The organism is Paenibacillus sp. GCM10027627, from assembly GCF_042675505.1.
Taxonomy (GTDB): Bacteria; Bacillota; Bacilli; order Paenibacillales; family Paenibacillaceae; genus Pristimantibacillus.
The window spans coordinates 305,077-325,565 of sequence record NZ_JBHTHB010000005.1; the positions used below are offsets into that span (position 1 = coordinate 305,077).

Below are 20,489 nucleotides of genomic sequence, written 5' to 3' on the forward strand. Positions count from 1 at the left end.
AGCCTCCAAAAACGTTAGCCACATTTTATACCCGAACTCCTAATCTGGCAATAACCTCTCCCTTCGCGCATTTGCGGAGCAAATCTGATAGAATAGAGGATACGAGTCAAAAATCGGAGGTTATCCTTTTGAACTATATTGTATTGGACATTGAATTTAACGGACGCAAATTTGCCAGCGACCTTCCAATGGAAGTGATCGAAATAGGGGCGGTTCGGCTGGATGCCGAGCTTCAACCCATAGATGAATTTACCGCGTTTATTAAACCCGTTTATTTTGCCAAGCTTAATTCGTTTATCCAGAAAAAAACCGGCATCCCTCAACAATCGATCGATACGGCGGACAGATTTCCCAAAGTAATTAAAAGCTTTTTGGAGTGGCTTGGAAAAAGCGAAGACCTCCTTCTCGTCACATGGGGTGGCGAAGATTTGAAACGAATCGTGCTCGATACCCGCATGCACACACTCGACGACGCTTACTGGCTGTCCACTCCTTACTTCGACCTGCTCAAAGGATTTCTGCGCGTTCGCGGACTTACGAATGATGTCAGTGTAGAAGCGGCGCTGGCATATGTGGGGCTGTCTTCGGAAGGTTCAGCGCATCGCGCGCTCGATGATGCCCGTATGACGGCCGACATTTTTCGAAAAGTTTTTGCAGAGCTTGATTTCAGCTACAACCAGCATTATAAGGATATGTACACAAATGCAAAAGAACGCAGGCTGGTCAAAAATGCAATCCGACTGCTTCGTTCCCAGAAACAAGAGCCGACTTGGGAGTCGTTTGTTGAACATGTCCTCAAAGACAAAGTAAAGCTCGACGATCCGCGCAAAGCTGCGGAGATGAAGGAATATTTTGCAGCCGAGCTGGCAAAAGCAGCGACAAAAAAAGAAGCGCCCGCTAAGCTTGAAGCTCCAGCAAAAAAGGCGGATGATCCTCAGACGGAATGGAATGAGAATGAGCAATCTCACATTCCAGCAGATCAGAAAGAAGCGGAGAGAGAAGCAATTAACTCTCAGACTGAAGCGTAGGCAAAATGAATGTCCAATGCTCAGACGCAATTGAAGATACAATGGTCCATCGTTTAGACAAAATTTAAAGAAAAAATTAAGACAGGATTTTAGAGAAGTTCAGGCAAAATTGAAACAGCCAGTAACGTCTGGTTAGCATTGCTACGGTACGTCATGACCGGGAGCATCTCAACCAATGTAAAAAAATAAAAGCACATGAAGCTGTTATCTCCAATTTCGGCTTCCTGTGCTTTTATTGATGTTACTTAAATCCCAAAATCTTTGTTTAAAACAAAGGTCGGAAGTTTGAAAATAAATACTTACATTAAAAATATTCATGATCAATGACCAGCATTATTAAACTCGAAACGCTCCTAACAGCGTACAAGCAATTAATCCAACCGCAACCAATACCATTATATAACCGCTAACTTTTGCTCGTTGAATTTGTTTGCGAGTTGGTTTTTTCTTTAGGTGATTTGAAGCTGTAGTTCTAACCGTAAATTCTGGAAAGAAAATGGATAGAAGACCCCACGCAATAAAAATAAGAAATGAAGCACTCAGAATTATTTATCGCTCATTCACTTGCTCTTTTTGCTCTAAATAAAAACTTATTAAAGCCCCCCTTTCCCCGAGGCAAAAATTGCTTTGACACCCGGTGCAGCGCGGAGTATGATCACTTTTGTGCGCATATCAAACGACTGGAGAGAACGTCATCATGACTGGCAACACGAAGGGCATAACCGGATATGAAATTTTATATGTAATCGGCATTATCGCTATTTCTTTTTCATCTATATTTGTGCGGTGGTCGGAAGCGGACGTCGCCGTGATCGCGATGTATCGCCTCCTCCTCACCAACGTGCTGCTGCTACCGCTTGTATGGAAATACAGAAGCGAGCTTTTCGCTCCCTCCATCCGTCAATGGGGATGGCTAGCCGCGTCCGGCTTTATGCTTGCCTTGCATTTCTTGCTTTGGATGGAATCGCTGCGTCTGACGACGGTCGCTAGCTCCACCGTAATTCTTACTCTTCAGCCATTGATGGTCATGTTAGGCTCATACTGGCTGTACAAAGCCAAAGCAAACAAGCCGATGCTGTGGGGAATGGGAATCGCCATTGTCGGCTCTGTCATCATTGGAGCAGGCGATTTCAGCTTATCCGGCACGGCGCTGCTTGGAGACGCGCTTTCTTTCTTTGGCACGCTCGCCATCTCCATCCATATGCTCATCGGCAAAGGGCTGCGCGAAGGCGTCAGCGCATTCGCCTACAACTTCTGGGTGTTTGCGATAGCCGCTTTCTTTTTAGCCGGGTACAACTTGTTTGAAGGAAATGATTTTACAGGCTACAGCGCAAACGAATGGGGTATTTTCCTGCTGCTTGCCATCGTGCCAACTCTGTTTGGACATTATTTGTTCAATTGGCTTCTAAAATATATGAACGCCACCGCGGTATCGATGGCCGTTCTCGGAGAGCCGGTAATCGCTTCCCTGCTGGCCTGGGTTTTGCTCAAAGAAGCTTTGACAGGCTATCAGCTTGGAGCCGGCGTATTTATCCTCTTTGGCGTTTGGCTGTTCATCCGATACGGCAGCGACAGGCCAAAGTTGCCCTCTTCCAATACGGTTTCTTCTTAATGTGATAACTAAACTTTATTTTGACAGATTCGAGGTCTCAAAGGTATAATTTTTGTAAATTATCATAAAAAAACGAACGTGTTACCTATTAAGGGCATTAGTTCAAGAATGGAAATTGTTCTTGGGCTGCGCCCTTTTTTTCTTATACGAAAACGGGGTGTATAGCAAAATATGAGCTACATTCAGCGCATTGGCCGCTCTTTTATGATCCCGATTGCCGTTATGCCGGCGGCCGCCCTTTTGCAGCGTTTTGGAAAAATAGAATTTGATCATCCCATTTTGCAGCAGATCGCCGCTATTTGCGAGGCGGGCGGCGGAGCGATTTTTGACCATCTCCCTCTGCTCTTTGCGATCGGAATTGCAATTGGCCTTACTCAAGGCAAAGGAGTGGCTGCCCTATCGGCCGCAGTCGGCTACACCGTATTTCAAGAAGTAATGAAAACGTTTGAAGCTTCCGCTTCAAGCGATCTAGCCGGGGCCAGCTTCCAAATGGGCGTGCTCGGCGGCATGATTACAGGTGGAGTAACCGCTTATTTGTACAACCGCTTTAAGGATGTGCAGCTGCCGCAAGCGCTTGGCTTTTTCTCGGGCAGACGGTTCGTCCCGATTGTAACGGCACTGACGATGACTGTACTCGGCGGCTCGCTCGGTTTTATATGGATGCCTATCCAAGAAGGTATTCTAGCCGTTGGGTTATGGCTGCAATCGACGGGCGGCATCGGAACCTTTATTTACGGAACGATTAATCGATTGCTGATCCCGACGGGGCTGCACCATATCGTAAACAATATTTTATGGTTTCAAGTGGGCGAATACGCGACCGCCGGCGGCAAAGTCGTTCAAGGCGACTTAACGCGCTTTTTTGCGGGGGATCCGACCGCGGGCACCTACATGGCGGGCTTCTTCCCGATTATGATGTTCGGCTTACCCGGAGCGGCTATTGCGATGGCTCAGTGCGCAAGACCAGAAAACCGCAAAGTCATTATGTCGATCATGCTGAGCGCCGCCCTCACTTCCTTTTTGACAGGGGTGACGGAGCCGATTGAATTTGCGTTTATGCTGGTTGCGCCTCTATTGTTCTTCATTCATGCTGTGCTGACGGGCTTGTCCATGATGATTATGCATTTGCTTGAGGTGAAAATCGGCTTCGGCTTCTCCGCCGGCTTTATCGACCTCGCCATTAACTGGCATTACGCGACCAATCCTTGGCTTATTCCAATCGTTGGCGCAGCCTATTTTGTACTCTACTACTTTACGTTTTACATTGTCATTCGCGCATTCAACCTGTCTACGCCGGGAAGAGCTGTCGACAAATTGGAAGCCCCTATCGACTCGCAGCTAAATTCGGAAGCGGTTGCAACTGAGACGGACCTTCTAACTATACCTGAAGCTTTGGAAGCGTCTCCGAGTGCATCCGGTACAGGCCATACAGCGGCTAGGTCGGATTCGACGCAAGCAGAAGCCCCAGCCGAATCCATTCCGGGAACGCCGCCTGCGCAGGGAGCATCCGGATCGATTGTGCCGTCGCTTAGAATGTCCAGCACAAAAATTATTGCACAAAAATCAACTAGTGTTATAGAATTTATTGGTGGATATAGCAATATTTTAGAAATCGATGCCTGTATTACCCGACTTAGACTTACTTTGCGCGAGCCGACTCTCGTCAAGGAGCAGAGCTTAAAGGATTTGGGCGCGGCAGGCATTATCCGAATCGGCAAACAAGGCGTTCATGTCGTGTTCGGCACGGATTCCGAGCTGATTAAAGAAGAGGTTCAAAAGCAAATGGCTCAGGACGCAAAGCCATCGGAGGAGGTTGAGTAAATGGCGGCAGCCGATAGAAAGATTATTCATGTGCTTTCCAACAATGTCGTAATGACCAAACTATCCTCCGGCAAAAATTCCATTGCATTCGGCAAAGGAATCGGCTTTAAGAAGCAGCCCGGGATGTGCGTCTCTACGTCAGAAATTTCACAGGAGTTTTTGCTGCATACCATGGAAACAATTGAACATTACGAACAAATTTTAAATAACGTCGATACCCGAATTGTCGGTGTGACCGAAGAAGTTATCGCTATGGCCCAGCAGCGGCTGGAGGGCGAATTTTCCGAAACGATCCACGCCGCATTGGTCGATCATATCAATTTTGCCATTGAACGCTGCCGCCGCGGCGTTCTTATTACCAATCCGTTTTCTTACGAAATTCGGCTCATGTACAAGGACGAATATGACGTTGCTGCGGAAGCGGTCAGCTATTTGAATGAGAAGCTGGATGCTAGGCTGCCGGAAGACGAGATCGCTTTTCTAGCGATGCATTTCCACGGCGCACGCAACCGGGAGCGCGGCACAGAGACACTTGCGGTCGTCCGCCTCGTTGCCAAAGTCATGGACGAAGCGAAGGAGCTTGGCCTTCAATTTGGCGATTCGTTCTCCTCCCTTCGCTTTATTTCTCACTTAAAAGGGTTGATAGATCGGATCAAAAAAGAGGCGCATATTAAAAATCCTCTGCTCTCCAAAATTAAAATCGAATACCCTTTATCCTATGAACGGTCGCTTGTTTTGACGGCGATTTTGGCGGAGCAATTGAAAAAAACGGTGCCGGACGACGAGGTCGGTTTCCTCACTCTCCATATCGAACGACTCAATCAGCGCGAGCAAATTTAAAATTATTTTCACATGTAAAAATAAAAAAGATTGACAGAAAAGTTTTTCTTTAATATTATTGCATCGTAAAACAAAATACAGTCTCGCACGATAATGTGTTACCGAAAGGGCATTAGTTATCGAAGCAAGCTAGTTCACTCTAGCTCCGCGCTTCGTTACTATTGTCCTTTTTTTTATTTCCGGAGAGGGGGATCGCATTTCAGCACCCGGGACTGTCGCTTAGCTTCTAAGTTTAGACATTTACGAAATCGCATTCATTTCCAAACACAAACGATAAGGGGAGATTGTACCAATGAAAAAATGGAGAAGCAAATCTTTGGTCATCGCAATGGTAATGGCCTTGACGTTCAGCTTGCTGGCAGCATGTTCCGGAGCCAACAAGGAAGAGCCTAGTAAAGGCGAAAGCTCTGCGAGCCCAAGCGCTAGCGCTGACAACGGTGGAGAAGCAGGCGGACTGACAGGCGATTTTGAAATCCAGTACTTTGTAGGCGGCTACGGCGACACTTGGTGGAAACATGTCATTGCTGAATTCCAAAAGCAAAACCCTAACCTCAACATCAAGCAAACAGCAGGCTCCCAAATTAACGAGCAAATGAGACCGCGCTGGATTCAAGGCACTCCTCCCGACTTCGTTTATATCGACGGCGCTGGCTCCAACGAAGCGCAAATGGTCGCTGACGGACAGTTGCTCGACTTGACGGATTTCCTGAAAGACCTGACAAATGCGGACGGCAAAAAAGTTCTCGACATCGCGATCGGCCAACCAACTGACTACAGCGGCAAAAACTACACGATGCCACTCGTATTCGGATCGTGGGGAACGTTCTACGATAAAGCTTGGTTTAAAGAAAAAGGCTGGGAGACACCTACCGACTTCGAAAGCTTCATGGCTGTGAGCGCCAAAATTAAAGAAGCCGGCATCTCCCCTTACATCCATACAGGCGTATACCCTTACTACATCAACGGCGGTCTGGTCAACTCCGCTATCGTTGCGGCAAACGGCGGCGACGGCTCCATCATCTCCAGAATGGCTGCTCTTGAGGAAGGCGTATTCAAAAGCGAGCCAGTTATGAAAGCTCTAGACAAAATCGTACAGCTTCGCGACGCAGGCTTCATCGATCCAGGCTCCATCGCACTCAACCACACGGATTCGCAAATGTCGTTCCTTCAGCATAAAGCGGCTTTCATTCCGAACGGCCTCTGGCTGGAAAACGAAATGAGCAAAGACGTACCGGAAGGCTTCGAATTTGACTTCGTTCCATCCGTTATGCAAAGCAAAGGCGAAAAATATGTAGCGATCCCTTACACAGCATCTGTAGCGATTGCTGAAAAAGCGAAAAACCCTGAAGCGGCTAAAGCGTTCCTGCAATTCATCTTTACTGAAAAATTTGCTGTAGACTGGGCGGAAATGACTGGCGCGATCATGAACGTAAAAGCGGACCTGACGAACTCCAAAGCAGGCCCTGTCGTTAAATCGGCAATGAGCTACTTCAACAGCCCTAACCTGGTTGTTGCTCCGGCGCTTATCGTTAACGCCGATGTAGAAACGGCTCTGCAAGACAGCATTATCGCTCTTCTAGACAAACGTATCACTCCTGCTGAGTGGGGCGAGCGTTTGGAGAAAGCGGCAGCGGCAGCAAGAAAATAATCGGATTCACCATCTGGGCTGAGGCGAGGCTAACCCCCTCCCTCCGCCCTTAAAAAAGATTTTACAAGGGGCGTGCAAGCCATGACAGCCAAACCAACATCCTATCGACTGAAACGAACCTTGTTCATTCTGGGATTTATACTGCCGACCTTCGTCTTGTTTAGCGTAATTACCCTCTACCCTATGCTTAGAGGCTTGTACATCAGCTTTTTCAAATGGTCGGGCTACTCGGGAAATATGACGTTTATCGGTTTTGATAACTACACAAGAATGTTCAAGGACGAAATTATCGGAACGGCCATCTTCAATGACTTTTTCCTTGTTTTTTGGAAGGTCGTGCTCATTTTGGCGATTGCCACTTTCCTGGCGGTTGCTCTCACTCGTATGAACATCAAAAGAACCGGCTTGTTCCGGGTCATCCTGTTTTTCCCGAACCTCATCTCGGTCGTCGTTATCGGAGTATTGTGGAGATACATTTACAACCCGTCCGATATTGGCTTCTTGAATTCCTTCCTCTCCTTGTTCACCAGCGAACCGGTTACTACGGTTTGGCTCGGGCAAGCGAATACGGCGATGTGGTCGATCCTCGCTCCCGCGGTTTGGGCTGGCATCGGGTTTTATATGATTCTTCTGATGGCCGCAATTATGAACATCCCTGAGTCGTTATACGAGGCTTCCAATATCGACGGCGCCTCCAGATGGCATCAGTTCAAGCATATTACGATTCCGCTTATTTGGGAGCAAATGAAAGTTTCCATCATCCATATCGTCATCACGACGTTGAACGGCTCCTTCATCATTATTTTCCTTATGACGGAAGGCGGGCCCGACAATTCAACGCAAGTGATGGGCTCCTATTTGTATCAAATAGGATTCCAGCAATACCATATGGGCTACGCGTCCGCTATCGGCGTTCTTATTCTGGTGCTGACGCTGATTACATCGATCATTCTGAACCGCTTGCTTAAGCGGGAAACGATACAAATGTAGGGGGCATCCATCATGAAACTAACTAAAAAAGAATCGTTCGTGACGTGGATTTTCCGTATCCTCCTGCTCGTATGGACGGTTGCGGTCGTATATCCGCTAGTATGGACGCTGCTCTCGTCGCTGAAGGACAATAAGCAGTTTTACGGCAACAAGCCGTGGGCGCTTCCGGAGTTTCCGCTGCAATGGTCAAACTTCTCCTATGTGTGGACGGAATACAAATTCGGCGGCTACTTCCTGAACTCCGTTGTGGTCACTGTCGCGGCGACGGCGCTTGCGGTGCTGCTATCGGCCATGACGGCTTACGTCATTGCTAGATATCCGTTTAAAGGCAGCGGCATCCTTTATTTCATTTATATTTCCGCTATGATGATTCCGCTTATTTTGAGCTTAATCCCGCTCTTTTTCCTGCTCGACGGAATCGGCCTCACGAACAATCTGCTAGGCTTGATATTGGTTTATGGAGCCGGAGCTTTGCCGTTTGGCATTTTCGTACTGGTGTCGTTTTACAAATCGCTCCCGAAAGAAATGGAAGAAGCGGCGGCTATCGACGGCAGCTCCGAGGCAGGCACCTTCTTCCGCATAATGCTTCCGCTGTCGAAGCCAGGACTTATGACGGTTGCGATCATGAACATTTTGACCATCTGGAACGAATATATTTTGGGTACGATCATCATGAACGACCCGCTTAAAAAGATATACACGTTGCCCGTTGGGATCGCCGTTATGCAAGGCGAAATGCAGTACAAGACGGAATGGGGCCCGTTGTTTGCCGGACTGGTCTTCTCCATGATTCCGATTATTATTTTGTACACGCTGTTCCAAAGACAAATAACAGGCGGCATTACGGCCGGAGCGGTCAAATAAACGGTTTCTCGTTAACTAAAAAAGCATCGCCCTGCGCTGCAACCGATAATCGGTTCTCGCGCAGAAGCGATGCTTTTTTTCGTTACTCCAGCCTCATATCTTTGGGCTTCTCGGTCGGAATGCGGATCGACACCGTCGTTCCGATCCCTAGACGACTGTAAATACTCACCCCATAAGAGCTGCCGTAATACAGCTTAATCCTCTGGTTGACGTTGCGGATGCCGTAGCCGACATTTACGCTTTCTTCCGGGTCGTTCATTTGCTGAAGCAGCTCCGCGCTAATGCCTACTCCGTCGTCGATCACTTTAAAGAGGATGCTGTCCCCTTCCAAGGAACCGACGATTCGAATATGAATCCGGTCGGCGCACCAAGCATGCTCCAGCACATTTTCAATAAACGGCTGAATGACAAGTTTAATGGTCGTATAGTCCAAAATAGCGGGATCGATATCAAAGCTGACGCTCATCCGTTCCTCGTATTTCGTTTTCTGAATGTTAATATACGCCTTGGCTTGATCCAGCTCGTCGCTGATCGGCAGCAAAGTGCGTCCTTCGTTCAAGGACAGCCGGTAAAACTTCGCTAAATCCATGACCATCCGCTGCAGCTTGTCAAGCTCGCCAAATTTGGCCAACCGGCTTATTGAGCTGAGCGTATTGTACAGGAAATGGGGATTAATCTGCGCTTGCAGCATATCCAGTTCCGCTTCCTTTTTGTCCAGATCGGCCACGTAAACCTTATGGATCAGCTCGCCGATATTTTGCCCCATTTCGTTAAGCGCTCCGGAAATTTGACTGAACTCGTCGCTTCCTTTAAAGTTGATCCGCTTATGGAAGTTACCCTCCTGGAAAGCGTTCAGAACATAAACGATTTTGTTCACTTTTCTGGAAAAATAGTTGGAGAGCAATGCGCCAGACACAAAATAAACGACTGTAAAAATCAAGCAGATAATGAAGGTCAACATCCGCACGTCATCGATCTTTTCTTCAAAGATGGAATTCGGAATGACCGCTGCGATTTTCCAATTGAGCGACGGAAGCGTCTTATCGATCATTAAATAATTTTCGAATTCCGCCGGATTCCACACCTCGCCGATCTTGTGTTTGGATTCCCCCGATTTCATCATCACTTGGCCTTTTTCGTTCAAAATAAAGATGGTCGCGTTGTTGCCGATTTTCGTATGATCAACCGACTGGAACAGCTCGCTTAAATAAACCGTTTGCCGCATAAAGCCGATTTCCTCTGTCGTCCCGACGATTTGTACGCTGACCAAACGGCGAAGAAGAGAGATTCGATCATATTTGGCATCATCTTCGACTTGCTTCCACTGCATGGTCTCCCCGAACACTTCCTCTGGATATTCGGTATACCACTCCTTCCCCTCGATCCGGGACATTTGGAAAACGTCATAAGGACCGTCCATGTTCCTGAGCGGATCATTCCCTTTGTAATCGCGGTAAATTTCGGGGAACAGCGTGTTATGCAAGTAGATCGACAGCCACAGCCGCATGTTGGACGCTTTTTTGTAGGCCTCGATTTTCGGAATAAAAAAGTTCATGATCGCCTCGTAGCCGACCCAGCCCTCCTCGTAGCTTCGCAGCTGCCTTGCAATCGTATGGTCAAAATAAAAAAAGTCGGATACACGAACCACATCTTCCTTCTTGTAGCTTACATTGTCGCTCATTTGAACGAGCGTTCCGTGTACGCTGCTTTCGATTTGCTCGCGAATCGACTTGACGTAGATGGAGTTTGCAAAAAAACCGATGACGACAACCGGAATGACGATAAAAAGACAATAAGACAACATCAGCTTGTAGCCGAACGGCATATACCTGTATTTGCGAATTACGCTCATAGCTTCCGCCTGTATTCCAGCGGCGTCTTGCCGTGGTAGTCTTTAAACTGTCTGCTGAAATAAGGCAAATAGCGGTAGCCGATCAGCCCTGCAATCTCATATACCTTCAGGTTCGTTTGCAGCAGAAGCTCGCCTGCCTTTTCCATTCTGAGCATGGCGACGTAATCGCTGAAGTTGGTGTTCATCTCTTCCTTAAAAATTTGTCCCAAATAATTGGGGGAGAACGAATATTTCTCGGCTACATCTTTAAGAGTAATATTTTCATGAAGCCTCTGCTTGACATCGCCTATGATATCTTGCACCAGCTTCCAATTTTTTTTAAGTTTTTTGGTTTGAAGCATCTCCGACAGCTCATAAATACGATATCTGAGCCATGAGTGAATGTCGTCGATCGTTTCATATTTCAGCAAAACGTCAAGGCCGTTAAAGTCCAAATTCAACATTTGGAACAAATCCTCATTCATCTTTTGCAGGTGGGCATCCAATTTCATAAGCAGGAATATCGTAAAATTTTGAATCGTATATTTGGATCTCATATTGTTTGCAAGTCCGTAAAGCTGGTTCAACTCGTCGTGAACTTTCACCAGCTCATAGTTTGTCATCGCTTCGAACAAGGCGTCGAGCTGAATGTCGAGGCTTTGCACCTCTTTCATCTGTACCGATTGAACCGCCTCGTGATGAATCACTTTTCCTTTGCCGTAAAATACTTTATAGTCAAGCGCCGACTGGGCTTGCTTATACGAATCTTTGAGCGCATACGGGCCGTTTACAGCCACTCCCACTCCAATCGTAGCGGAGAACGAGGCTTCCTTCTCTTTGCCCAGCCGATCTCTGAGCTGCTCCAACCGATGGCCGCTATCGACTAGAAGCGCAATTCGCTTGTCCGTTATTCGGCAAAAATGAGCAATCCCGGCCTCCCCGCATAATGCAAAAAGGGTATCCCAAAACACGTTCGCGAGCTTGCCCTCGTCAAACGCCTCTTCGTTATACCGCATTTTCACCCAATCATCCCGCTCGACGATGACGACGCTGACCGGCCATGACATTTTGGTCAATTCGTATTCTTCCAGCAGCGAGTCCAGCGTTTCCATACTCCACTTTCCTTCTAGGAGCTGGAGCAAATATTCATTTTTCGCCATGGGGATCATTCTTTTGTATAGCTGCTCGGTCTCGATCTGCTTCTTTTCCTCATCAAGCTCCAGCCGCAGCTTGCGCAGCGACTCGATCAGCTCGTTGTCGTCCATCGGCTTCACGACGTAGCTGCATGCGTTAAGAGCAAGAGCCTGTTTCACATAATGAAAATCTTGATAACCGCTTACAAAAATGATTTTGATCTTGTCTTGAATGTCCAGCGCCATGCGGGCGAGCTCCAGCCCCGACATATTCGGCATACGGACATCGGTCACCAAAATATCGATCGGCTCGTTTGCAATCCGCTCACTGGCGGCAAACCCGCTGGTGACGGCATCTACCACTTGCATGCCAAGTTCTTCCCATGGAATAAACGTCTGCATGCCCTTCAAATCCAATATCTCGTCGTCTACCAGCAATACCTTATACATCGGCGTCATCTCCAGGTCAATAAATCAAGTCGGCAAGCTAATAGGCCAATCCTGGGACTGACCGACAACACAATCTATGAAAGAAATAATCCAAAAAGGGTATACCTATTACAGTATACCCTTTCGGAAGAAAGATTTAAATTAGCCGCCCGCGATGATTTCTTTGTTCTTTTTCCATCCTTCGGTACGGTACTCAAGCAATTTTGCATAACCAGCGTCTTGAGCGTCTTTTTCTGCTTTATCAAGAATTTTCTCCACTTCCGCATCGTCTTTCGCCATTACGGATTGAGCGTAAGCCAGTGTGAAGATATCGTCTACGCGTTGCTTGATAATGCCAAGCTCGCTGTCCGGAGCCGGATCAAGGTTGATAAACTCCGTTGCGTTCGCTTGAGTCGGCCAAGTGATTTCGCTTTGGTAGCGAGCTGCCCAGTTTTGTTCAGCAACTGGAAGCGTGCTTTCGTATTTCATTTTTGCAGGGTCGATGTAGCCTGTGTTACCGTTCCACATGATTGGGTCATGCGCTTTTTGAAGCTCTAGAACTTCTTTTGCATCGTATTCAGGCGTGAAGTTCGGGTATCCGTTTTCGTCAAAGCCTTTCCAGTTCTTGCCCTCTGGTCCGAAGAACAATAGGGATTGACCTTCTGGGCCAGTGTACCAGTCAAGGAAAGCAAAGATTTTTTCAGGGTCTTTAGCTGTTTTCGTAATTACGCTTACGTTCCAGCCAAGAGCTGTGTATGTGCCCGGATAAACTTTGTTTTTGTCCAAACCTTCTTTGTGAATTGGCCAGATCATGAAGTAGCCGGAATTTGGATCTTGCTTCGCCATCTCTTGGTGAGCGTTCATCGCAATAACCGTCGGGCTGGACGCTGCGAATACCGCAACGCGGCCTTGCATTACTTTTTCTTCGATTTGGTCAACTGTTTGAGTAAAGGCATCTTGGGAAACCAGTTTTTCTCTGTACAGTTTCGCGATGTACTTTTGCGCTTCGCGGAATGTCGGATCCGTAAATACGGAAGTCAGCTTATCGCCTTGCGGAATAGCGCGAAGGCCGGCATTCAGGTACGAATAAAGTGCATTTTCGCCAAAAGCGGTATAAAGAACGCCGAGTCCTTGCATGTCTTTAGCCAAATGCGGCTCGAAAGGAACGATCTTATCGCCGTATTTTGCTTTTACAGCCGTCAAGTAGGTATACAAGTCGTCTGTTGTTTCCAGCTTAGGAGATCCAAGCTCTTCGTAAACTTTTTTGTTGATTACATAACCGGAGTTGCCGTTCGGACGGCCTGTGTACCAGTTAGGGAATTGATAAAGCTTACCGTCTTCGGAACGAAGCAGGTTGAGGTCGTTGCCCATCCATTTTTTCAAGTTTGGATATTTGTCGAGGTAATCGTCGAAAGCGACCAGCATGCCAGCTTGACGAAGTCTTTCCACTTCAGGTCCACGGTCCATCCACATCACGTCTGGAAGATCGTTCGAAGCGATCATCGTGCTTAGCTTTTGATCCGGGTTGCCGCCTGCGGAAACCGGTTTAATGTTCAGCTTTTTATTTTCGATTAGCCATTTACCAGCAACGGTGCTGTCCCATGCAGGAACATCGTACCAGTTGTAGTGGCCGTACATCGAGAATTCAAGTGCTTCGGAGCCGAATTCCCAAACGTCGGAAGGCTTTTCGCCCGTTGCGTTGCTTGGCTGAGCAGATGCTGAAGGACTTGGAGTTGTCTTCGCGTTGTTCGAGCTGCATCCTGCAAGTACCGTTCCCAGTACTAGAATGGCAGATACGACAAGCAGTGCTGTCTTTCTAACTTTCGTCATGCTTGTATTACCCCTCTCATAGTCGTTTTTTTTATATGTCCAAAGCGCGAACGCTTTAAACCAAATGGAGTGCTACTCTTTCAGAGAGCCGATTAGTACGCCTTTTACGAAGTACTTTTGTACAAACGGGTAGATGAGTACGATCGGAAGCGTCGCAACCATCATCGTCGCCATCGTCAGTGACTTGGTCGTAATCGTCCGCATTCCTTCAAGGCGAGCCTGTGATGCCGTATCGATATTGTTCGAAATATTCGTAACGACGTTAGCGTTCAATATCTGCTTCAGCATCGTTTGAATCGGAACAAGATCTGGGTTTGTAATATAGATACTTGGCATAAACCAGTCATTCCAATGCGAGATAGCCGTGAACAGCGACAACGTTGCGATAACCGGGCCCGACAGCGGCAAAATGATGCGGAAGAAAATGCCCCAGTTTGTACAACCGTCGATTTGCGCGGATTCCTCCAGGCCGAGTGGAAGGCTTTTGAAAAACGTTCTGAAAATGATCATATTCCATACGCTGATAAGCGCCGGGATAATAAATACCAAAAACTTGTTCATAAGGCCAAGCGAGCTGATGAGCAAGTACGAAGGAATGAGTCCTCCGCCAAAATACATGGTGAAGATGAAGAAAAACATAAAGTAATTTTTCCCGATTAGTTCCCTTCTCGTCATGCCGTAGGCCAAAATGGCCGTCATAAGAATGGAAGTTATCGTACCGACCACCGTACGGGAAATGGAAACCAAGAAGCCGTTAACCAGGCGTTCATCTTTGAATACAATTTCGTAATTTTCCAAGGTGAACACGCGAGGCCAGAATGTAATTCCGCCTTTCGACGTGTCAATACCAAGGTTAAACGAAATGACAATCGCGTTCCAAAACGGATAAAATGCACTGAAAGACAATACAATCAAAAACGTATAAATAAAAATCATCATGAGCTTATCGCTAAATCCCATTCGTGCCAAAGCTGTTCGCCTCCCTTTTCGTCAAATTCCTACTACCATAAGCTGTTTCCGGATCTGCGGGCTATATAGTTCGCTATCGTCAGCAAACCGATGCTGATAATGGCTTTGAACAGCCCCACCGCTGTGGCATAGGAAAAGCGGAAATTGGATAAGCCTACCCGATAGACATACGTGTCGATAACGTCCGCTACCGGCATGAGCACGGGGTTCGTTGCCAGCAGGAGAATGTCCTCAAAGCCTGCATTGAGCAAGTTGCCGATCGACAAAATCATGAAGATAATAATAACCGGCATAATCGTTGGAATCGTAATCAAATAAATTTGCTTAAACTTGGTTGCGCCGTCGATGTCGGCTGCTTCGTACAGATGCGGATCGACGCCGGAGATGGCTGCCAAGTATACGATGGAACCAAACCCGATTTCTTTCCAAACATTCGCCGAAACGAGAATCGACCAGAAGTATTCTTTAACCGATAGGAAGTTGACCGGTTCGTCGATCAAGTTAATGCCTTTCAGAAGCATGTTGACGCTGCCGTTTTCCGTTGAGAGCATGGACATAACCAGTCCCGCCACAATAACCCAAGACATAAAATGCGGCAGATACGTAATCGTCTGAACGACGCGTTTGAACACCATGTGGCGAATCTCGTTCAGCATAAGCGCGAGTATAATCGGCGCTGGAAAACCGATTACGAACTTCAATAAAGCGATGACGATCGTGTTGCGCATAACCGTATAAAACTCAGGAGACTCAAAAAACATTTCAAAATGTTTAAATCCTACCCAAGGGTTAGCCCAGATGTTCCCTTTAGTGAAAATGCTATAATCCATAAAGGCGGTCAAAACTCCGTACATCGGGATATACGCGAAGACGAAGACGAGCAGAATTCCCGGCCATACCATGAGCTGAATATCCCATTGCTTGAAAATACGCTGGAAAATATTCTTTTTGCCCTTTGGCAACTGTTGCAATGCTGCATTGCTCTGCCCTATTTTTGCTTGCGACATTTGTATCCTCCTTGCTCCTGTCTGTTTATAGCCCTATTGTAAAACAGGGAGCGAGAGGGATACTATTTGCCTAAACAACAAAAAATGATACTTTACAATGATTATGTATAAAAATAGAGACGAAAGCTTCGTGACATCATTGGAATGTATCATATGTCACAGTTTGAGGGAAATATAGATGAAATAAATGACATTTGGAAGAGGAAAGAGCAAAAAAACCGCGTTCCATAAAGGAAGCGCGGTTGGCGGGATCGTTGATTTTTATCATATTTTGAGATAGATATTGATTTGGATGTTGAGTTAGATATTGAATTAGATTTTAATATTGAATATTGAACATGCGGGCCTTGGTTGCTATCTCCTCCAATGTTTTAATAAAAACCAGACGTTGGCTGGTCGCTCCGCTAGTCTCCGCATAAAATAGCCGAACCAGTCCTCTCCAAAAGGCACATAAATTCGTACTTTATACCCCTCTTGCGCGAGTTTGTTTTGCAGCGCTGTTCCTATTCCATACAACATTTGAAATTCGAAACGATCTAGTTGAATTTGCTTCTCTGTTACTCTTCGCAGCGTTTGATGAACTATTTGGGGGTCATGCGTAGCTACAGCCGCATACCCTTGATCTAGTTGAATGTGAATGAGCTGAAGGAAGGTTTCGTCTACAGTCTCCTTTTTCGGGAAAGCGACCTCCGGAGATTCTTTGTATGCGCCTTTGACCAGGCGAAGATTAGCATTCGACCCAAGCTCGTAGAGGTCCGTTTTGGAGCGGTGCAAGTAAGCTTGAATGACGAGGCCTAGATTGGGATAATCCGGCCGGAGCTTTTTATATAAATCAATGGTCGACTGGCAATGACTGTAGTCTTCCATATCGATGCGGACAAAACGGTTTTGCGTTGCCGCTAGGCTTAAGATAGAGCGCATGTGACGCTCGCATATGGCAGGGTCGAGGTCGAGGCCGAGGCTGGTTAGTTTAAGCGAGAGATTCGCTTTAAGGCTATGGGCTTGCATAGCTTCGAGAGATTTGAGGCATATGTCCGCTGATCGGGCGGCATCAAGTTCATTTTGGACAAATTCGCCCAAATGGTCGATTGTCGCTTCCTTGCCTTCAGCTTCTAGGCGCTTTACGGCTGCAATAGCATCCTGTAAAGTCGTTCCGGCTACGAAGCGACTTGCGCCTAGTTGGGCTCCGTATCTGCGCATGAGCTTCGCTGCCGTTTTGTTTTTTCCTATAGTTAGGAAAATAAGTTTAAGCCCCTTTTCGAGCATATGGTATGCTCCTTTCACTCTAAGTTCAAAGTCAAGGAAATTGAATGATAGTTGCCATTAAGGGCTACCTTTATATCTACTAATTAACTGCCGCTGCAACTACTTCTATAACTGCTTTTATAGCTGCCTTTTTAACTTCTTCTTTAATTGCTTCTATAACAGCTTCTTAGCTGCTTCTATCTGCATGTAACTTGATTTAATGGTTGCTATAGCAGCCGTTTGCCGAACAACGTTTCTATCAGCCGAAGGGCAAGCTCTGCTGTTTTGCTCTCTGTTCCGTCCAGCTTGGGATTGACCTCCACAACATCCATAGAAGTGATGCGGCTTGATTGACTCAGCAACTCCATTGCAAATCGTGCCTCGCGGAAGGTCAGTCCGCCCGGAACCGGAGTCCCAACCTCCGGCGCCTCGCGTGGATCAAGAACATCCATATCCAAGCTCAGGTGAACGCCATCTGCCCCTTCTCTGGCAATAGAGAGCGCCTCGCTCATGACTGCGCTTATGCCAAGACGGTCAATATCGCTCATCGTAAAGCAGCGGATTCCCGCTTTGGATAAGTTATCTTTCTCCCCTTCGTCCAGATCACGGGCGCCGACTAACACGATGTTGCCCGGTTGGAGAAGATTCGGAGTGTCCGAGATATCCGTCAGCTTAAATTGAGCTAGGCCAGTCGCGATAGACAGGACCATGCCGTGAGCATTGCCTGTAGGAGAGGTGTCCTCCGTGTTAATATCGCCGTGAGCGTCAAGCCAAATGACACCAAGCCGATTGTATCGCCGGACAAGTCCGGCAAGCGAGCCGATAGAAACGCTGTGGTCGCCTCCCAGCAAAAGAGGAAACTCTCCTTTCTCAACGGCATAGCTTACGGCTTGGGATATTTTTTGGCAAATCGATTGTACCTCTTTATGGTGTTTGATGAATTTGGTGGTTGTGTTTGATTTGTTGGGGGTTTTGTTTTGTCTGCTTGCGATTGTATTTGGTATGTTGGGGATTGTGCTTAATTTAGAGGTTCTGACGGGTTTAGAGGTTGTGATGGATTTAGAGGTCTTATCGAATTGAACGATTCCCGTGACATCCGTGCAAACAATTTCTTCGGTCACACTCCAACCCAACAGACTAAGACGCTCAGTCAAACCTTTTGCCGTGATCGCATCTGGTCCGTTTTCCGCCCCCATCTCTGCGCCTCCGAGTCCAAAAGAAGCTTTTATAACAGAAATCTTCTTCCGTTTGGGCTGCTTATTAAGTAGGTCTGAAATTTTGTCTAATGCCCAGTCTAGGTGGCTTTTTTCCACAATAAGAGGAGGCGCTATCCGAATTGTCGTATCATGCGTTTCTTTGCATAGCAACCCTGACCGCATCAATTGTTCGCAATAAGGCCTTGCCGATTCGGTTAGTTCAATGCCAATGAACAGCCCTCGCCCGCGAATTTCTTTGATTACGGGGGAAGAGATGACTTTTAGTTTTTGGGTCATGTACTCGCCAAGCTCCTCCGAACGTTCAGCCAGTCCCTCGTTAATCGTCACGTCGATAGCGGCCGTCGCTACCGCACATGCCAACGGATTGCCGCCAAATGTAGAGCCGTGAGAGCCCGGTTCAAACAGCCCCAATATTTCCTCATCTGCCGCGATAGCCGAAATCGGCATTACACCGCCGCCTAACGCTTTGCCTAAAATGTATATGTCAGGAGTCACGCCTTCCCAATCTACCGCGAACCTGCGACCCGTCCGGCCGAATCCTGTCTGAATTTCGTCAGCTATTAGCAGCACTTGACGTTTTCGGCAAAGCTCTGCCGCTCTTGCAAGATAGCCACTTGGAGGAATAATGACTCCCGCTTCCCCTTGAATCGGCTCGACGAGGAAGGCTGCCGTATGAGAAGTAATCGCTTTCTCAAGTGCTAGCAGGTCGCCGTATGGAATGATTTTGAATCCTGGAGTAAAGGGGCCAAAATGACTCCGATATTGCTCCGTAGAAGACATCGATGCGGCCGTAACAGTCCGGCCATGAAAGTTTCCTTCACATACGATAATTTCAGCCGTATTTTCAGGGATGCCTTTAACCCGATAGGCCCAGCGCCTTGCCGCTTTAATCGCCGTCTCAACTGCCTCCGCTCCCGTATTCATGGCTAGTGCCCCGCTTTTCCCGGTGTATGAGGACAACTTTTCATAAAATCGGCTAGCTGCATCATTGTGGAAGGCTCGAGAGACGAGAGTTACTTTGTCCGCCTGATCATGCAACGCTTTGATGATTACGGGGTGGCGATGGCCGTGGTTTAAAGCAGAGTATGCGCTCAACATATCCATGTGGCGTTTGCCTTCCACATCGGTAACCCAAACACCCTGGGCCTCCGTAATAACAATAGGCAGCGGATTGTAATTGCGAGCGCTGTACCTCTCCGCCAGCTCCACCATTTTCCGAGATTCCTCGCCCATCATTGTCCTCTCCCCTTCCACATGTTGCGGATACTGCATTGTATTCAGCTTTTGCCTATTGGGCAACAGCAATGACGGTGTTGAGAAGTTTAGATGTTGTAGGGTACAGAATTAGTTAAAAAGATCAATGAGTTATCTAATTTTATTATTAATATGACAGTGTCCAAATTTTAAAAATGTTCTTCTGACGGAATCGGCTATCCTATCTGGGCGGCGTCTACAGTTGCGTAAAGTTTTGAAATTCCTGAAAGAAAGCAAAAGTAACAAAAAGCAGCCCAATCATGGTAATATCTGACCATAATCGACCTGCTTAGCATAACGGAATAGCGTTAGTTAGATTTATTGATTGATGAGCACATTTGTAATTGACCCCCTCCGCCTCGAAATAAATCAAAACGGTTATCCATCATGGATAACTGTCAATATCTTATGAGTCTTTGCTGACTAGATTCTGTCCAATGCTCTATCAGCTTCTATTTGAAGTTGTATCATTTTGGTTCCCATGTACTTCTGTGCAATACCTAAAATCGATCTGTCATTTTCGAGTACTTCCAACACCGTATTTAAAAAAATGCTTTTTAAGTGAACATCTTTATCAGTAGATACTTCTTCAAAATATTTAAACATACTTTCTAGCAAATTGATGTTTCTTTCCTCGCTTAATAATTTAATTATTTTCGGCATAAAAAATGGATGCAACTGGAAATTTTAGCACTATTCAAGAAGAAGAACGTTACTACAAATAGGTTATAACGTCCGAGCATGTAGCTGTGCGCACACTATTTTGTTGGA

16 protein-coding genes are annotated in these 20,489 nt (G+C 46.8%); 7 read left to right on the plus strand and 9 right to left on the minus strand.

Annotation, left to right across the window (positions count from 1 at the left end; genetic code table 11):
* The first annotated feature begins 128 nt into the window (after positions 1-128).
* Entirely contained in the window at positions 129-1,028 is a 900-nt protein-coding gene (locus tag ACFQZE_RS18805) for a 3'-5' exonuclease (RefSeq protein ID WP_379359833.1), read from the plus strand.
* Positions 1,029-1,364: 336 nt separating this feature from the next.
* Here ACFQZE_RS18805 and ACFQZE_RS24380 read toward each other — a convergent pair whose 3' ends face one another.
* Positions 1,365-1,577 carry a DUF6199 family natural product biosynthesis protein gene (locus ACFQZE_RS24380; RefSeq protein ID WP_483874780.1) on the minus strand — a complete coding sequence of 71 codons (213 nt, stop codon included), beginning with the start codon at positions 1,575-1,577 and terminating at the stop codon, positions 1,365-1,367.
* Positions 1,578-1,725: 148 nt separating this feature from the next.
* Here ACFQZE_RS24380 and ACFQZE_RS18810 point away from each other — a divergent pair, with 148 nt between their 5' ends.
* The 6 genes from ACFQZE_RS18810 (at position 1,726) to ACFQZE_RS18835 (ending at position 8,803) form a co-directional block, all read left to right on the plus strand.
* Positions 1,726-2,640, plus strand: coding sequence for a DMT family transporter (locus tag ACFQZE_RS18810; RefSeq protein WP_379360123.1), 915 nt, complete (start codon positions 1,726-1,728; stop codon positions 2,638-2,640).
* A 171-nt stretch (positions 2,641-2,811) separates the two neighbouring features.
* A complete protein-coding gene (locus ACFQZE_RS18815) occupies positions 2,812-4,461 on the plus strand; it encodes a PTS transporter subunit EIIC (RefSeq protein ID WP_379359835.1) in 1,650 nt (549 codons plus the stop codon).
* On the plus strand, positions 4,462-5,301 hold the full coding sequence (locus tag ACFQZE_RS18820; protein ID WP_379359837.1) for a PRD domain-containing protein: 840 nt from the start codon (positions 4,462-4,464) through the stop codon (positions 5,299-5,301).
* Positions 5,302-5,593: 292 nt separating this feature from the next.
* A complete protein-coding gene (locus ACFQZE_RS18825) occupies positions 5,594-6,949 on the plus strand; it encodes an extracellular solute-binding protein (RefSeq protein WP_379359839.1) in 1,356 nt (451 codons plus the stop codon).
* 81 nt (positions 6,950-7,030) lie between these two features.
* Positions 7,031-7,939 carry a carbohydrate ABC transporter permease gene (locus ACFQZE_RS18830; protein ID WP_379359841.1) on the plus strand — a complete coding sequence of 303 codons (909 nt, stop codon included), beginning with the start codon at positions 7,031-7,033 and terminating at the stop codon, positions 7,937-7,939.
* Positions 7,940-7,951: 12 nt separating this feature from the next.
* Positions 7,952-8,803 (plus strand): carbohydrate ABC transporter permease, encoded by an 852-nt coding sequence (locus ACFQZE_RS18835; protein WP_379359843.1) that lies wholly within the window; start codon positions 7,952-7,954, stop codon positions 8,801-8,803.
* A gap of 82 nt (positions 8,804-8,885) precedes the next feature.
* Here ACFQZE_RS18835 and ACFQZE_RS18840 read toward each other — a convergent pair whose 3' ends face one another.
* The 8 genes from ACFQZE_RS18840 to ACFQZE_RS24385 form a co-directional block, all read right to left on the minus strand.
* On the minus strand, positions 8,886-10,655 hold the full coding sequence (locus ACFQZE_RS18840; RefSeq protein WP_379359845.1) for a sensor histidine kinase: 1,770 nt from the start codon (positions 10,653-10,655) through the stop codon (positions 8,886-8,888).
* A complete protein-coding gene (locus tag ACFQZE_RS18845) occupies positions 10,652-12,217 on the minus strand; it encodes a response regulator (RefSeq protein WP_379359847.1) in 1,566 nt (521 codons plus the stop codon). Before ACFQZE_RS18845 ends, ACFQZE_RS18840 begins: the two co-directional genes overlap by 4 nt.
* A 141-nt stretch (positions 12,218-12,358) precedes the next feature.
* The gene (locus ACFQZE_RS18850) at positions 12,359-14,026 is read right to left on the minus strand and encodes an extracellular solute-binding protein (protein ID WP_379359849.1); all 1,668 of its coding nucleotides are present in this window, start codon (positions 14,024-14,026) and stop codon (positions 12,359-12,361) included.
* 72 nt (positions 14,027-14,098) lie between these two features.
* Positions 14,099-14,986, minus strand: coding sequence for a carbohydrate ABC transporter permease (locus tag ACFQZE_RS18855; protein WP_379360125.1), 888 nt, complete (start codon positions 14,984-14,986; stop codon positions 14,099-14,101).
* Between the two features lie 41 nt (positions 14,987-15,027).
* The gene (locus ACFQZE_RS18860; RefSeq protein ID WP_379359851.1) at positions 15,028-16,002 is read right to left on the minus strand and encodes an ABC transporter permease; all 975 of its coding nucleotides are present in this window, start codon (positions 16,000-16,002) and stop codon (positions 15,028-15,030) included.
* Between the two features lie 354 nt (positions 16,003-16,356).
* Positions 16,357-17,268 carry a proline dehydrogenase family protein gene (locus ACFQZE_RS18865; protein WP_379359853.1) on the minus strand — a complete coding sequence of 304 codons (912 nt, stop codon included), beginning with the start codon at positions 17,266-17,268 and terminating at the stop codon, positions 16,357-16,359.
* Positions 17,269-17,474: 206 nt separating this feature from the next.
* Positions 17,475-19,700, minus strand: coding sequence for an ornithine--oxo-acid transaminase (locus ACFQZE_RS18870; protein WP_379359855.1), 2,226 nt, complete (start codon positions 19,698-19,700; stop codon positions 17,475-17,477).
* A gap of 441 nt (positions 19,701-20,141) precedes the next feature.
* Positions 20,142-20,381: a DUF7674 family protein gene (locus tag ACFQZE_RS24385; RefSeq protein WP_446786401.1), complete on the minus strand. Its 240-nt coding sequence runs from the start codon at positions 20,379-20,381 to the stop codon at positions 20,142-20,144.
* Positions 20,382-20,489: the final 108 nt, after the last annotated feature.